At 70.3% G+C, this 14,214-nt stretch carries 13 protein-coding genes; all 13 read left to right on the top strand.

The genetic code is table 11. The features are described 5' to 3' along the window. Positions 1–89: 89 nt before the first annotated feature. Complete coding sequence (locus tag AU194_RS23770; protein ID WP_059091716.1) at positions 90–1,040, top strand: LLM class flavin-dependent oxidoreductase; 951 nt, start codon at positions 90–92, stop codon at positions 1,038–1,040. Further along, the gene (locus AU194_RS31455; protein WP_082698818.1) at positions 1,037–1,336 is read left to right on the top strand and encodes a hypothetical protein; all 300 of its coding nucleotides are present in this window, start codon (positions 1,037–1,039) and stop codon (positions 1,334–1,336) included. The genes AU194_RS23770 and AU194_RS31455 overlap by 4 nt, the downstream gene beginning before the upstream one ends. Before the next feature lie 58 nt (positions 1,337–1,394). Next, positions 1,395–2,378, top strand: coding sequence for an ABC transporter substrate-binding protein (locus tag AU194_RS23760; RefSeq protein WP_059091714.1), 984 nt, complete (start codon positions 1,395–1,397; stop codon positions 2,376–2,378). A 67-nt stretch (positions 2,379–2,445) separates the two neighbouring features. Further along, positions 2,446–3,225 (top strand): ABC transporter ATP-binding protein, encoded by a 780-nt coding sequence (locus AU194_RS23755; protein WP_059091787.1) that lies wholly within the window; start codon positions 2,446–2,448, stop codon positions 3,223–3,225. After that, positions 3,222–4,073: an ABC transporter permease gene (locus tag AU194_RS23750; RefSeq protein ID WP_059091713.1), complete on the top strand. Its 852-nt coding sequence runs from the start codon at positions 3,222–3,224 to the stop codon at positions 4,071–4,073. Before AU194_RS23755 ends, AU194_RS23750 begins: the two co-directional genes overlap by 4 nt. After that, positions 4,070–4,852 (top strand): ABC transporter permease, encoded by a 783-nt coding sequence (locus AU194_RS23745; RefSeq protein ID WP_059091712.1) that lies wholly within the window; start codon positions 4,070–4,072, stop codon positions 4,850–4,852. The genes AU194_RS23750 and AU194_RS23745 overlap by 4 nt, the downstream gene beginning before the upstream one ends. Next, complete coding sequence (locus AU194_RS23740; protein WP_231743559.1) at positions 4,831–7,155, top strand: xanthine dehydrogenase family protein molybdopterin-binding subunit; 2,325 nt, start codon at positions 4,831–4,833, stop codon at positions 7,153–7,155. Before AU194_RS23745 ends, AU194_RS23740 begins: the two co-directional genes overlap by 22 nt. Then, positions 7,152–8,027, top strand: a complete 876-nt coding sequence (locus tag AU194_RS23735; RefSeq protein ID WP_059091785.1) for a xanthine dehydrogenase family protein subunit M — start codon at positions 7,152–7,154, stop codon at positions 8,025–8,027. The genes AU194_RS23740 and AU194_RS23735 overlap by 4 nt, the downstream gene beginning before the upstream one ends. Then, positions 8,020–8,511, top strand: coding sequence for a (2Fe-2S)-binding protein (locus tag AU194_RS23730; protein WP_059091711.1), 492 nt, complete (start codon positions 8,020–8,022; stop codon positions 8,509–8,511). Before AU194_RS23735 ends, AU194_RS23730 begins: the two co-directional genes overlap by 8 nt. Beyond that, positions 8,511–9,545, top strand: a complete 1,035-nt coding sequence (locus tag AU194_RS23725; protein WP_059091710.1) for an FUSC family protein — start codon at positions 8,511–8,513, stop codon at positions 9,543–9,545. The genes AU194_RS23730 and AU194_RS23725 overlap by 1 nt, the downstream gene beginning before the upstream one ends. Further along, the gene (locus tag AU194_RS23720; RefSeq protein WP_059091709.1) at positions 9,542–10,771 is read left to right on the top strand and encodes an amidohydrolase family protein; all 1,230 of its coding nucleotides are present in this window, start codon (positions 9,542–9,544) and stop codon (positions 10,769–10,771) included. Before AU194_RS23725 ends, AU194_RS23720 begins: the two co-directional genes overlap by 4 nt. 40 nt (positions 10,772–10,811) lie before the next feature. Then, on the top strand, positions 10,812–11,972 hold the full coding sequence (locus tag AU194_RS23715; RefSeq protein WP_059091784.1) for an acyl-CoA dehydrogenase family protein: 1,161 nt from the start codon (positions 10,812–10,814) through the stop codon (positions 11,970–11,972). Between the two features lie 20 nt (positions 11,973–11,992). Further along, entirely contained in the window at positions 11,993–14,206 is a 2,214-nt protein-coding gene (locus AU194_RS23710) for a thiamine pyrophosphate-dependent enzyme (protein ID WP_059091708.1), read from the top strand. The last annotated feature ends 8 nt before the right edge of the window (positions 14,207–14,214 follow it).

The raw sequence follows: 14,214 nt of genomic DNA, 5'->3' as shown, positions 1-14,214 counted from the left end.
TACGATTGGATACGATATCCAAACGGTAGGAGGTCGAGCAGGTGTTGAGCAAGGGAGTCGGTCTTTTCCCGACCGAGCCCGTCGGAGCCATGTGTGACTACGTGCGGCTGTGCGAATCGCTCGGCTACGACAACGTCTGGTTCGGGGACTCGCAGAACATCTGGCGCGAATCGTCGACGGTGATGGGCGCGGCAGCGGTCGGCACCGAGCGCATCGTGTTCGGCACCGGCGTCACCAACGCCGTCACGCGGCATCCCTCGCTGCTGGCCTCGACGTGGGCGACGCTCGCCGAGTTCACCGGCGGCCGCGTGGCGCTGGGCATCGGTACCGGTGACTCGTCGCTGCGCACGATGGGGCTCAAACCGCAGAAGCTCGCCGAACTGGAGGAGTCGATCCGCCAGCTGCGCGCGCTGGTCCGTGGCGAGAAGGTGGTCGAGGCGACCAGCGGTGCCGACTTCCACCTCAACTACCTGACCGAACCGCTCGACATCCCGGTCTACATCGCCGCGTCGGCGCCCAAGATCCTGCGCATGTCGGGGCGCATCGCCGACGGCGTCATCGTCTTGGTCGGCACCGCACCGCATTTCATCGAGGCGGCGCTCGAGACGATCCAGGCCGGTGCGGCCGAGAGCGGACGATCGCTCGACGATCTGCACATCGTGCTGTGGACGCCGACCGCGATCGACGAGGACCGCACGCTGGCGCGGGATCTCGTGCGTGCACACGTGTCGCGGGTGGCGATCCGCCCGCTGCCCGCCAAGGTGGAGCCAGCCCTCGAGAAGGCGATCGACCGGATCCGCGAGTCCTACAACTACTACGAGCACATGAACACCGAGGCGTCGCACGCCGATCTGGTCCCCGACGAACTCGTCGACCTGTTCGCGCTGGCGGGCACGCCCGACGAATGCGCCCAGCGGCTCAAGGAGATCGAGGCCCTCGGCGTCGATCAGGTCTCCATCGTCCCGTTCGTCCGGCCGGGCGAGAGCCGCGCGCCGACCATCCGGACCTTCGCCGAGATCGTCGACGGACCTCGGCAGTGACGTCGGCCGGCGAGGCGGGGCCGCGCTACCCGGCGCCGGGGAGTGCGGTGGCGGGGGCCCCGCCGCCGTTGCAGCGGCCGCTGACGCCGGCCGACGGGGCGGTGGTGGACACCGCGGCACCGGCGCCGGCGCCGGACGCCGGACGTCCGTCGCGACCTCCGCAGGGGGGTTCGCGCAGCAGTGTGGGGGGCCGTGGTGCGCCGCGGTTGACGGCGGCGGCCGCCATGGTCGGTATCGCCGCCGGACTCGAACTCGCCGGGGTGTTGGCGCGTCGGTCCAGGGGTGTGAAATGTTGACGCAGATCACACCTATTCGTATGCTGTATCCAATATTCAGTTTACCGGAGGTTGTCCGATGATCTGGTCCCCCAAAGCTTTTGCCGCCCTCTTCGCCGCAGGAGCGCTCCTCTTCGGAGCCACCGCCTGCGCCGACGAATCGGCCGAACCCGCCGCGCAGGGCACCGACGAGCTGAGCATCTCGGCGACCGGCGTCGACAGTCTGCCGTTCATGGCGATCCTGCAGGCCGGCATCAACAAGGGCTGGTTCGAGGAAGAGGGTCTCAAGGTCGACCTGTTCTCCGGTGGCGGCGGCGGCAACACCCTGCGCGTGGTCACCAGCGGGGACGCCGACATGGCGATCGCGGGCAACACCTCGGTGCTGCTGGCCGCCCGCCAGCCCGACTCCAACCTCAAGGTCATCGCCCCATGGTTCCAGGTCAACGATTTCTCCTGGATCTCACCGCCCGGACGCACGCTCGAGGGCGCCACGCTCGGCTTCAGCTCGGCCGGTTCCTCGACCGAACTGATCGTCAAGGCGCTCGAGAAGAAGCTCGGCGTCAAGTCGCAGGCCGTCGGGCCGATGGGTGACAACTGGACCGCCGCCAAGGCCGGTCAGATCACCGCCGGCTGGGCCATGCAGCCGTTCATCGCGGACAAAGAGGCCACCGACAACGCGCAGGTGCTGGTGAACTCGCGCGAGGTCATCGGCGACATGCCCGCCGACCTGGTGGCGGTCAACGCCGACTACGCCGAGGCCAACGCCGAGAACCTGAAGGCCTTCTTCCGTGTCGCCGACCGCCTCAACAAGTGGGTCGTCGAGAACCCGGAGGAAGCGGGCGCCGAACTCGGCCCGCTGGTGAAGGTGAGCCCGCAGGTGATGACCGCGGCGCTGCGCAACACTCCCGACATCGAGAAGGGTTACTCGCTGACCGTCGACCCGGACGGTCTGAAGAACCTCTCCGAACTCATGGTCGCCGCGGGTCAGATTCCCGAGCCGGTCGACTGGGCCACGGTGCTCGATCAGCAGTACCTTCCGGACGACGCCCGCACCGAGTTCTGAGCGCGCCGGTCCACCCGCCCCTGACCACGATCGGAGTCCCGTGAACGCGACATCCCAGGGCATCGAGATGCGCGGCGTGTCCGTGGTGTTCGACGCCCCCGCAGGCAAGGTCACCGCCGTCACCGACGTCGACCAGGACGTGCCGCACAGCAGCTTCGTGTCCATCGTCGGGCCCAGCGGCTGCGGTAAGTCGACGCTGCTGGCCGTCATCGCCGGCCTGCAGAAGGCCACCACCGGTCACGTCAGTGTCGCCGGCAAGAAGGTGACGGGCCCGGACCCGAAGATCGGCGTTGTCTTCCAAGAGGATTCGACGCTGCCGTGGCGCACCGTCGAGGACAACGTCAGCTTCGCGATGGAGATGATCGGCACCGCGAAAGCCGAACGGCGCCAACGGGCCAAGGAGGCGATCGACCTCGTCGGGCTCAGCGGGTTCGAGAAGTCCTACCCGTCGCAGCTCTCCGGCGGCATGCGGCAGCGCGTCGCCCTCGCGCGCACCCTGGCGGTGCAACCCGAGGTGGTGCTGATGGACGAGCCGTTCGCCGCGCTCGACCAGCAGACCCGGCTCTTCCTCGGCGCCGAGGTCCGGCAGATCTGGGCCCGCACCCACCAGACCATCGTCTTCGTCACGCACGACATCAGCGAGGCGATCCTGCTGTCCCAGCAGGTGTGGGTGATGTCCTACCGGCCGGGGACGATCATCGACGTCGTCGACATCGACCTGCCCGCCGACCGCGACGCCGGGGTGGTGTCGACGCCGCGCTTCAACGAACTGCACAACCGCATCTGGGGATCGCTGCAGGCGGAGTCCATGCGCGGGTTCAAGCAGCAGGAGGCGGCGGCCACATGACGGCGTCGTACCTGGCCGAAGACGATCTACCCACCGAGACCGTGCCTCCGCAACCGAGCGAGCCAAGCCCCGCCCGCCGTCCCCGCAGGACGGGTGGTGCGCTGGTCAGCATCCTGTCCACCCTCGGGTTGATCGTCCTGTTCCTCGTGTTCGCCGAGATCGGTTCGGCGGCCGGGTGGTGGACCGAGCGGGTGCTGCCCGCACCGTCGACCATCTTCGGGGAACTGCCCGCCCTGTTCGCCGACCCGCAGTTCTGGCTCGACGCGCGCCGCACCGGGACGGAGGTCGCCGTCTCGATCGTGGCGGGCAGCCTGCTCGGTTTCGCGGCGGGGCTGACGTTCTGGAAGCTGCCTGCGGTCGGCCGGGTGTTCGAGCCCTACCTGGTCTCGTTCTACGCGGTGCCGCTCGTGCTGTTCTATCCGGTGATGATCGTGCTCGTCGGCATCAACGCGACGTCGGTGATCATCCTCGCGACGATCATGGCGGCCATCCCGATGGCGCTCAACACCGCGGTCGGCCTGAACACCATGCCGCCGGTGTACATGAAATTGGCTCGCTCACTGAAGGCCTCACCGCGCCAGACCCTGTTCGCGATCGCGATCCCCGCCGCGGGCCCGTTCATCGTCGCCGGGCTGCGCCTCGCAGTGGTCTACGCGCTGATCGGCACGATCGCGATGGAGTTCACCACCGCCCAGGCCGGGCTCGGATACCGGATCCGCTATCTCTACGAGATCTTCGACAACGACCTGATGTTCGCCTACATCCTCGTGGTGCTCGGGCTGTCGATGATCCTGACCGTGCTGCTCGCACTCGTCGAACGGGTGCTGCTGCGGGGGAGGAAGGCATGACCGCCACACTGCCGCGCACCAGTGCCGCCGCACCCGCCGCGCACCGCATCCGCACGCTGCTGGGCAATCAGCTCGTCGGCGCGGTCGCACTCGCCGTCCTGGTGGGGATCGGCTGGGAGATCATGTCCAGCCTGACGTTCGTGATTCCCTCCCCGGTGCAGACGTTCACCGTGCTCGTCGAGAACCTCGCGACGCCAAGCTATCTGTTCGATCTGCGGGTGACCGCCCAGGCCGTGCTGCTCGCCTTCGTGATCGGAACCGCCGTCGGCGGCGGTATCGGCCTGCTGCTGGGGCTCTCGCCGCTGCTGCGCCGACTGTTCGAGCCGCTGCTCATCATCCTCAACGGGGTCCCGAAGATCGTGCTGTACCCGGTGCTGCTGCCGATTTTCAGCCTCTCGGGCTCCAAAGTGGTGATGGGCGTGCTGTTCGCGCTCTTCCCGGTGCTGATCAACGTCTCCACCGGTGTGCAGGAGATCCCGCGGGTGTACTGGAAACTCGCACGCTCGGTGCGGGCCAACGCGTGGCAGACGTTGACGCACATCATCTTCCCGGCGATTCGACGGCCGCTGCTGACCGGTATCCGGCTCGCGGTCAGCCTCTCGGTGGTCGGCGTGGTGCTCTCGGAGTTCTTCGCCACCCGCCGCGGCCTCGGCCGGGTCGTGCTGCAGTCCTACAGCCACGGCGACTACCCGTCGATGGTGGCGACCATCATGCTGCTGATCACCATCTCGTTCGCGATCTCGGTGGCGTTGTGGCAGTGGGAGAAACGGCTACATTGAGCTACATCGGCACGTCGGTGCGGCGCCGCGAGGACGAGAGGATGCTCGCGGGCCGCGGCCGGTTCCTCGCCGACCGCGCGGCCGGCGCGCACCACGCGGTCTTCGTCCGCTCCAGTGAGGCGCACGCCCGCATCGACCACATCGACACCACCGCGGCGACGCGCATGCCCGGAGTCCTCGGGGTGTACACCGCGGCGGACCTCGGACTGACCGGTGCGGCGATCCCCGCACTGACCGTGCCCAACCCGGAGTTCACCGCAGCGACGAACTGCTTCCTGGCCGACCAGCGCCTGCCAGTGCTGGCCGACGACACCGTGCACTACATCGGCCAGCCGATCGCCGTCCTGGTCGCCGAGGACCGTTACCGCGCCGAGGACGCCCTCGAAGCCGTCGAGGTGCACTACACCCCACTGCCCGCGGTCACCGACCCGGTCGCCGCCCTCAGCCGGGACAGTGCGGTGCTGTTCGGGCACCTGGGCTCCAATGAGGCGGCGCGACTGGAGTTCTCGTTCGGCGACCCCGAGAAAGCGATCGCCAGCGCCGCGCACGTCGTCGAGGGCACCTATCGGATGAACCGCCACGGCGCGATCCCGCTCGAGGGCCGCGGCGTCCGCGCCGCCTTCGACCCCCAGCGGCAGCGGGTCGAGGTGTGGACCTCCACGCAGATCCCGCACACCGTGCGCAACGCGATCTGCGCGGTGACCGGGTGGAGCCAACAGGACATCACCGTCGCGGTGCCCGACGTCGGCGGAGGGTTCGGCACCAAGGCCAACGTCTACGCCGAGGAGATCGCGCTCGCCGTACTGGCCCGAAAGACCGGCGGCCCGGTCGTATGGGTGGAGGACCGGCAGGAACACCTGATCGCCAGCGCGCAGGCCCGCGATCAGGTGCACCACACCCGGCTCGCCGTCGACGCCGACGGCCACATCCTGGCGTGGGAGGACTCGTTCGTCGCCGACATCGGCGCGGGCAGCCTGTGGGTCGCCGGGATCGTCGCCAACACCGCGATCCACCTGCTCGGCCCGTACCGGGTGCCCGCCGCCCGCATCACCGGACGCGCGGCGCTGACCAACAAAACCCTCACCGCGCAGTACCGCGGGGCGGGCAGACCCGAGGCCACGTTCGCGCTGGAACGCAGCCTCGACGCCGCGGCCCGCCGCCTGGGCATCAGCACCGAGGAGATCCGTCGGCGCAACCTGCTCACCGCCGCCGACCTGCCCTACGCGCGTCCGCTGCCGTACCGCGACGGGGTCCCCATCTCCTTTGACGGCGGCGACTACCGTGCCTGCCTGGAGTCGGTGTCGAAGCTGTTGCCGCGCAGCGAGATCGAGCGGTATGCCGCCGGCTACCCGGACCATCGCATCGGGTACGGACTGTCGTCGTATCTGGAGGCCACCGGCCGCGGTCCGCACGAGACCGCCCGCATCCGGTTGCTCGCCGACGGCGGCTTCGAGGTCACCGCCGGCGCCGCGGCCGCCGGACAGGGCCACGAGACCGTCTTCGCGCAGGTGGCGGCCGAGGCGCTGGGCGTACCCATGCACTGTGTGCGCTACGTGCCGTCGGACACCGAGCGGCTGCCCGAGGGCGTCGGCACCTTCGCGAGCCGGTCGGCGATCCTGGCCGGCTCCGCGGTACACGAGGCGGCCAAGAAGCTGATCGGCGCCGCGGTCGAGCACGTCCGGCGACTGCTCGGCGTCGACGGCCCGATCGACTACGCCCACGGCGTGTTCCGCGCCGGTCGCCGCGCGATGAGCTGGCCCGAGATCGCCCGCGCCCAGGCCGTCGGCGGCGACGCCGAGACCGGCGCGGCGCTCGACGTCACCGCCGTGTTCCGGGTCGAGACCGTCACGTGGACGATGGGTGTGCACGCCGCGATCGTCGGCGTGCACCGGCGCACCGGTCTGGTGACCGTGCTGCGGTACGCGGTGTCGCATGAGGGCGGCCGCGAGATCAACCCGCGCATCGTGGAGGGTCAGATCATCGGCGGTGTCGCGCAGGGACTCGGCGGCGCGCTGTTCGAACAGTGGCGGTACTCCGATGCGGGACAGCCACTCTCGACCACGTTCGCCGCCTATCACCTGCCCCTGTCCACTGACGTGCCCCGCATCGACATCGAGCACCTGCACGTCGACACCCCGGTCAACCCCATCGGGGTGCGCGGGGCGGGGGAGAGCGGCACGATCGCGGTGTACGCCGCGGTGGCCGGTGCGGTCGACGATGCGCTCGGCGGCGCCGTCCACGTGGACAGCACCCCGATCCGCCCCGGCGACCTGTGCCGCGCGATGGCCGGGGAGTCGCGGTGAAGCCCGCCGAATTCGCCTACCACCGCCCGGGATCCGTGGCCGAGGCGCTCGAGCTGCTGGCCGCCGACCCGGACGCCAAGCTGCTGGCCGGCGGACAATCGCTGCTCACGCTGATGAACCTGCGGTTGGCGCGGCCGTCGGCGATCATCGACATCGGCAGGCTCACCGAGCTCACCCGGATCTTCGACGACACCGACGATCTCATCCTCGGCGCGCTGGTCACCCACCGCACCGTCGAGGTCGACCCGCTGATCGCCGCGCGGGCGCCGCTGCTGGCCGACGCCGCCCGCCACATCGGACACGTCGGGATCCGCAACCGGGGCACGATCGGCGGGTCGATCGCCCACGCCGACCCGGCCGCGGAGATGCCGCTGGTCACCCTGGCGCTGGACGCGACGTTCCACGTCGAATCGGCGGTGACCGGACGCCGGACCGTGGCCGCCGAGGACATGTTCGTGTCGTTCTACACCAACGGGCTGGAACCGCACGAAATGCTGACCTGGATATCGCTGCCCGCCATCCGGCCCGATCAGGGCTGGGGTTTCGTGGAATACGCGCCGCAGCACGGGGATTACGGACTGGCCGGGGCGGGTTGCCTGCTCACGCTGGACCAGGACGGGACCGTGGCGGGGTTGCGCGCGGCCGTGCTGAGCGCCGCCGACCGGCCGCTGCTGTTCGTCGGCGACGAGGCCGTCGGCGTGCGTCCCACACCGGCGCTCTGGCGCGACCTCGCGCAGACGTGGGCCGCCCGCACCGAACCTGCAGCCGAGGACACCGACTACGCGCGGCGGCTGTGCGCCGAAGCGCTCGTCGAGGCGCTCACCGCCGCGGCGGGCCGCGCCGTGCGAGAACAGGAGTCCGCCCATGTCTGAGTCTCCCGCAGCCGTCGCGGTGTCGGTGACCGTGAACGGTAGGGCGGTGTCGCGGTCGGTACCCCCGCGACTCACCCTGGCCGACTTCCTGCGCGACGAATTGAACCTCACGGGAACACATCTGGGCTGCGAACACGGGGTGTGCGGCGCCTGCACGGTGTTCGTCGACGGCCGCAGCGCACGCGCCTGCCTGATGCTGGCGGTGCAGGTCGACGGTGCGCGGGTGGACACCGTCGAGGGGCTCGACGTCTTCGAGGAGACCGGCCGCCTGCGCGAGGCGTTCTGCGAACGTGGCGGCCTGCAGTGCGGATTCTGCACACCGGGATTCCTGGTCACGGCCGTCGAATTGCTGCGCGACACCGACGCCGACAAACCGCTGACCGAGCAGACCGTGCGGGAGGCGTTGTCGGGCAACATCTGTCGGTGCACGGGCTATCAGGGCATCGTGGCTGCGGTGCTCGACGCGGCGAGCCCGCCGGAGTAATGGGCTCCGGACCCCGCATCGCGCTGCCCGCACTGCTGCAGCCGGTGGGGCGCAGCAGGTGGGGGATGGCCGCCGCGCTCGCGGGCACGCTGGGCGTGCTGCTGGTCGTGCCGCAGATGCAGGGCCGACCGTCGCTGGGTTCCGCATTGGCGCTGGGCTTCGTGCTGACCGCGGTGCCGTCGCTGCCCACCGCGGGGCGTCCGGCGCTGGCGACCATGGCGACGCGCGCGGCGGCCGTACTGGTCGGCGGCGTCCTGGTCGTCGTCTGCGCCGACCGGCCGGTCAGCCTGGCCGTGGTGACCGTGGGTGCGGCGGTGTGCGGTGCGCTGATCGACCGGCTGGGAGCCACGGCGGGCCTTTCGGTGGTGTTGATCGCGATCGACTCCGGATCCGACGCGTCGCCCGCGACGCTGTGGCCCTACGCGATCGGTGCCGCGACGGTGTTCGTGGCCTGGACGGTGTGGCGGCTCGCCGCGAACCTGCTGCACAAGCCGCCACCGGACACCGCGCCCGCGCGCACGATCGACCGGACACATGCGGTGCGGGTGGCCGTTGCGGTCGCGGCGGCGGTGGCGCTGGCGGACTGGCTGCCCGACGGTTTCGTCGGCGGGCACTGGCTGGTGACCAGTGTGTTGCTGACCATCCAGCCCGGCCGGCCCGCCACCCGGGTGCGGCTGGTCCAGCGGCTGTCCGGCAACGCGGCGGGCGCCGTGATCGCCGCGGCGCTGCTCGGCGCCCAACCGGCGGTACCGGTCGCGGTCGCGGTGACGGTGGTGCTGTTCCTGCTGGCGATCGCCCTGCGGCCGGTGAACTACACCTGGTGGGCGATCACCGGCCCGCCGGTGCTGCTCGTCATCAGCGAGTACCCGCACTGGTTCCCCTGGTACGAGGGCGGCGTGCGGCTCGCGATGAACCTACTGGGCGCCGCGATCGTCGTGGCCGTCATGTTCCTGGCGCCCAAGGCGTGGACCGTCTTCCGTCAACCAGACACATCCGATACTGTATACAGAATCCAATACAAGGAGGTGCCGTGACGACACTGCTCGTGGAGGACATCGGGCTGCTCATCCACGGCGACCCCGACGTCGCCCCGGTGCGCGACACCACGCTCGTCGTCGAGGACGGGGTGATCGCCGGGATCGGCACCGACCATCCCGCACCCGATCAGGTGCTGTCGGCGGGTGGACTCGCCGTCATGCCGGGTCTGGTCGACGGCCACGTCCATCCCACCTTCGGTGAGTGGACCCCGGCCCAGGACGCGATCGGGTGGATCGGCAACTACCTGCACGGCGGGACCACCTCGATGGTGTCCGCGGGCGAATTGCACATCCCCGGACTGGCATTCGACGCCCTCACCCCGGAGCTGGTGCTCTCGATCGCGATCACCAGCAAGCACACCACCGGCCGGATGCGGCCGTCGGGGGTCAAGGTCAACGCGGGCACGGTGCTGCTCGTGCCGGGGATGACCGAAGAGCACTTCGACCGCGCCCATGCCGAGGGCATCGATCAGCTCAAGTTCATCTTCTACGACTGGAACCGGTTGGGGGACGGCGAAGCCCAGCGCTACATGCAGTGGGCCCACGACCGCGCGATGACCGTCAAGATGCACTCGGGCGGGGTGTCCCGGTCCGGTTCCAGCCGGGTGGCCGGCAGCGACGTCGTCACCGCGGTGCGGCCCGACATCGTCGGCCACATCTCCGGCGGACCGATCCCCGCGCCCGACGCCGACATCGCCGCGATCATCGCCGACCTCCCGTCGGCGTACGTGGAGGTCTGCAGCTCGAACAACTACCGCGCCACCAAATTCGTCGCCGAACGACTCCTCGAGCGCGACGAGGTGCGCCGTCTGACCCTGGGCACCGACACCCCGGGCGGGACCGGCGTCATCCCCCGCGGGATGCTGCGCAACATCTGCTATCTGGCGTCGGTGTGCGGGGTCGACCCCGTCGCCGCGGTGGCCGCCGCCACCGGTCAGACCGCGCGCGCACACGGACTCGACACCGGGGTGCTGGACGTCGGACGGCCGGCCGACCTGATCGTGCTGGGCCCGATCACCGGGTCGACGGCCACCGACGCGTTGGAGTGTTTCGCGCTCGGCGATCTGCCCGGGATCGCCACCATTCTCGTCGACGGTGTCGCGCTGGTCGAGACACGCAGCCAGCAGACCCCGCCGCCGAGTCGCTCGGTCACCTGGAAGTGCGCCGCCGCGCACCAGCCGCCCCTGACCGCCCCCGCCACCCGCAGCACCGGCTGCTGCTGACCTCTGAGGAGATCCGTTGTCCCGCAACGTGACCGAACCGATGTCACCCGACGCGCTGGTCGGGATCGATGCGCTGCTCAGCGACGAGGAGCGCCAGATCCGCGACACCGTGCGCGCACTCGTCAAGCGCCGCATCAGCCCGGAGATCGCCACCTGGTACGAGAACGGCGAGCTGCCCGCCCGCGAACTGGCGCGCGAACTCGGCGAACTGGGCCTGCTCGGCATGCACCTGCAGGGCTACGGCTGCGCGGGCACCTCGGCCGTCGCGTACGGTCTGGCCTGCCTGGAACTCGAGGCGGGCGACTCGGGCATCCGGTCACTGGTCAGCGTGCAGGGCTCGCTGGCGATGTACGCGATCCACGCCTTCGGCAGCGAGGACCAGAAGCAGCAGTGGCTGCCCCGCATGGCGGCCGGCGAGGCGATCGGCTGCTTCGGCCTCACCGAACCCGACCACGGCTCGGACCCGGCGGGTATGCGCACCCGCGCCACCCGCGACGGTGACGACTGGATCCTCAACGGCGCGAAGATGTGGATCACCAACGGCTCGGTCGCCGACGTCGCGGTCGTCTGGGCCCGCAGCGACGACGGCATCCGCGGCTTCGCCGTCCCCACCGACACGCCGGGCTTCACCGCCCACACCATCAAATCGAAGATGTCGCTGCGCGCGTCGGTCACCAGCGAACTGGTCCTCACCGACGTCCGGCTGCCCGACAGTGCGCGGCTGCCCGGCGCCACCAGCCTGCGCGCCCCGCTGAGCTGCCTCAACGAGGCCCGCTTCGGCATCGTCTTCGGCGCGCTCGGTGCCGCACGCGACTGTCTGGAGACCGCATTGGACTACGCGCGCTCACGGCGGCAGTTCGACCGCGCGATCGCCGAATTCCAGCTCACCCAACAGAAACTCACCGATTCGACGCTGGAGTACGGCAAGGGCCTGCTGCTCGCGCTGCACCTGGGCCGGCGCAAGGATGCCGGCGACATCGCCGGGCACCAGGTCAGCCTCGGCAAGCTCAACAGTGTCCGCGAGGCACTCGACATCGCGCGCACCAGTCGTACGATCCTCGGCGCCAGCGGCATCACCTCCGAGTATCCGGTGATGCGTCATGCCAACAACCTCGAATCCGTGCTCACCTACGAGGGCACCAGCGAGATGCATACTCTCATCATCGGCCAGGCGTTGACGGGGATGTCCGCGTTCCGCTGAGCGCTAGTACAGGAGGACCGGTGGCCAGCACCAAACGGGAAGCCGTCGACGACCACTTCGTCACGGCGATCTCGGACCTGTCCGGCACCACCGCGGCGCGCCGCGGTGACGACGATCCGGTGCGCGACGGATCGACGGTCACGGTGCGCGAGGCGCTCACGCTGTTCGACGCCGCGCTCGGCAGCCGACACCTCGACCTCGCCGCGCGCTGGCTGCGCGCCCACGGCCGCGGCTACTACACGATCGGATCGTCGGGCCACGAGGCCAACGCCGCGGTCGCCGCGGCGCTGCGGCCCACCGATCCCGCACTGCTGCACTACCGTTCGGGCGGGTTCTTCCTCGCCCGCGCCCAACAGGTCGACAATGGTCCGACACACGACGGCCTGTCCGCCGCGCTGCGCGATGTGCTGCTCGGCCTCGTCGCGGCCACCGAGGAGCCGATCTCCGGTGGCAGGCACAAGGTGTTCGGCCGCGCGGACCTCAACATCATCCCGCAGACCAGCACCATCGCCTCACATCTGCCGCGCGCGGTGGGGGTCGCGTTCTCCACGGCACGCGCTCGCAAACTCGACGTCGCGTGCCGCTGGCCCGACGACGCGGTCACCGTCTGCAGCTTCGGCGACGCCTCGGTCAACCACTCCACCGCGGTCGGGGCGCTCAACACCGCGATGCACACCGCCTACCAGGGCATGCCCATGCCGCTGCTGTTCGTCTGCGAGGACAACGGCATCGGCATCTCGACCAAGACGCCGCGCGGCTGGGTGGCCCGCACCTACGGCGCGCGCGAGGGTCTGCGGTACTTCGCCGCCGACGGCTCCGACCTCGTCGGCAGCCTCGAGACGGCGCGCACGGCCGCGGACTGGGTCCGCGCGCAGCGCCGCCCCGCCTTCCTGCACCTGTCCACGGTGCGGCTGATGGGCCACGCCGGCTCCGACTACGAACCCGCCTACCGCCGACCCGACGAGATCATCGCCGACTTCGACCGCGACCCGCTGCTGTGCACCGCGAAAATGCTTGTCGCCGAGGGCGTCCTGACACCCGCGGAGGTGCTGGACCGCTACGAGGACACCCGCCGCCGGGTCATCGACATGGCCCGCGACGTCGCCGACCTGCCCCAGCTCGACAGCCCCGACGCGGTGCTGCGTCCCCTGCGCGACAGCCTCACCGAGGCGGTGGCCGCATCGCAGGAGCCGTATCCCGCTCGCGAGGCGCCGTCGACGCCGATGACCGTCGCGCAGGCGATCAACCGCGCACTGGCCGACACCCTGGCCCGCCACCCCGAGGCACTCATCTTCGGCGAGGACGTCGCCCGCAAGGGCGGGGTGTACGGCGTCACCCGCGGCCTGCAGCAGAAGGCCGGTCTTGCACGGGTTTTCGACACGCTGCTCGACGAACAGGCCATCCTGGGGCTCGCGCTCGGCGCCGGCGTGTCGGGTCTGCTGCCGATCCCCGAGATCCAGTACCTGGCCTACTTCCACAACGCCGCGGACCAGATCCGCGGTGAGGCCGCCACCCTGCAGTTCTTCGCCGACCGCCAGTACCGCAACCCGATGGTGGTGCGGGTCGCCGGCTACGGCTACCAGAAGGGGTTCGGCGGACACTTCCACAACGACAACTCGATCGCGGCGATGCGCGACATCCCTGGCGTCGTGATCGCCTCCCCGGCCCGGCCCGACGACGCCGCGGCGATGATGCACGCGTGCGTATCCGCCGCGAAAGACGCCGGGGCGGTGTGTCTCTACCTCGAGCCGATCGCGTTGTACCACACCAAGGATCTGCACACCGACGGCGACGAGCAGTGGCTCGCCCCGCTGCCGCAGGCCGGCGCCCCGATCGGCCGGGCGCGCACCTACGGCGACGGCGCCGACCTGACGATCCTCACGTGGGGCAACGGATTGTGGATGAGCCTACGGGTCGCCGCCCGGCTGGCCGGTATGCACATCGCCGCCCGGGTGGTCGATCTGCGCTGGCTCGCGCCGCTGCCCGTGGCGGACATGCTGCGGGAGGCCCAGGCCACCGGACGCGTGCTGATCGTCGACGAGACCCGCGCGACCGGCGGGGTCGGAGAGGGTGTGCTCGCGGAGCTGATCGCCCACGGCTATACCGGCCGGGTCGACCGGGTGGCCAGCCGCGACAGCTTCATCCCGCTCGGCGACGCGGCGCTGCAGGTGCTGCTGAGCGAGGAGACCGTCGAGACCGCCGCCATCAAGCTGGCCCGCACGGGCCGTGGGTGACCGCTTGC

It is taken from the genome of Mycobacterium sp. GA-2829 (genome assembly GCF_001499965.1).
Classification (GTDB): Bacteria; Actinomycetota; Actinomycetes; order Mycobacteriales; family Mycobacteriaceae; genus Mycobacterium.
This window is presented reverse-complemented; position numbering and strand designations above follow the sequence as displayed.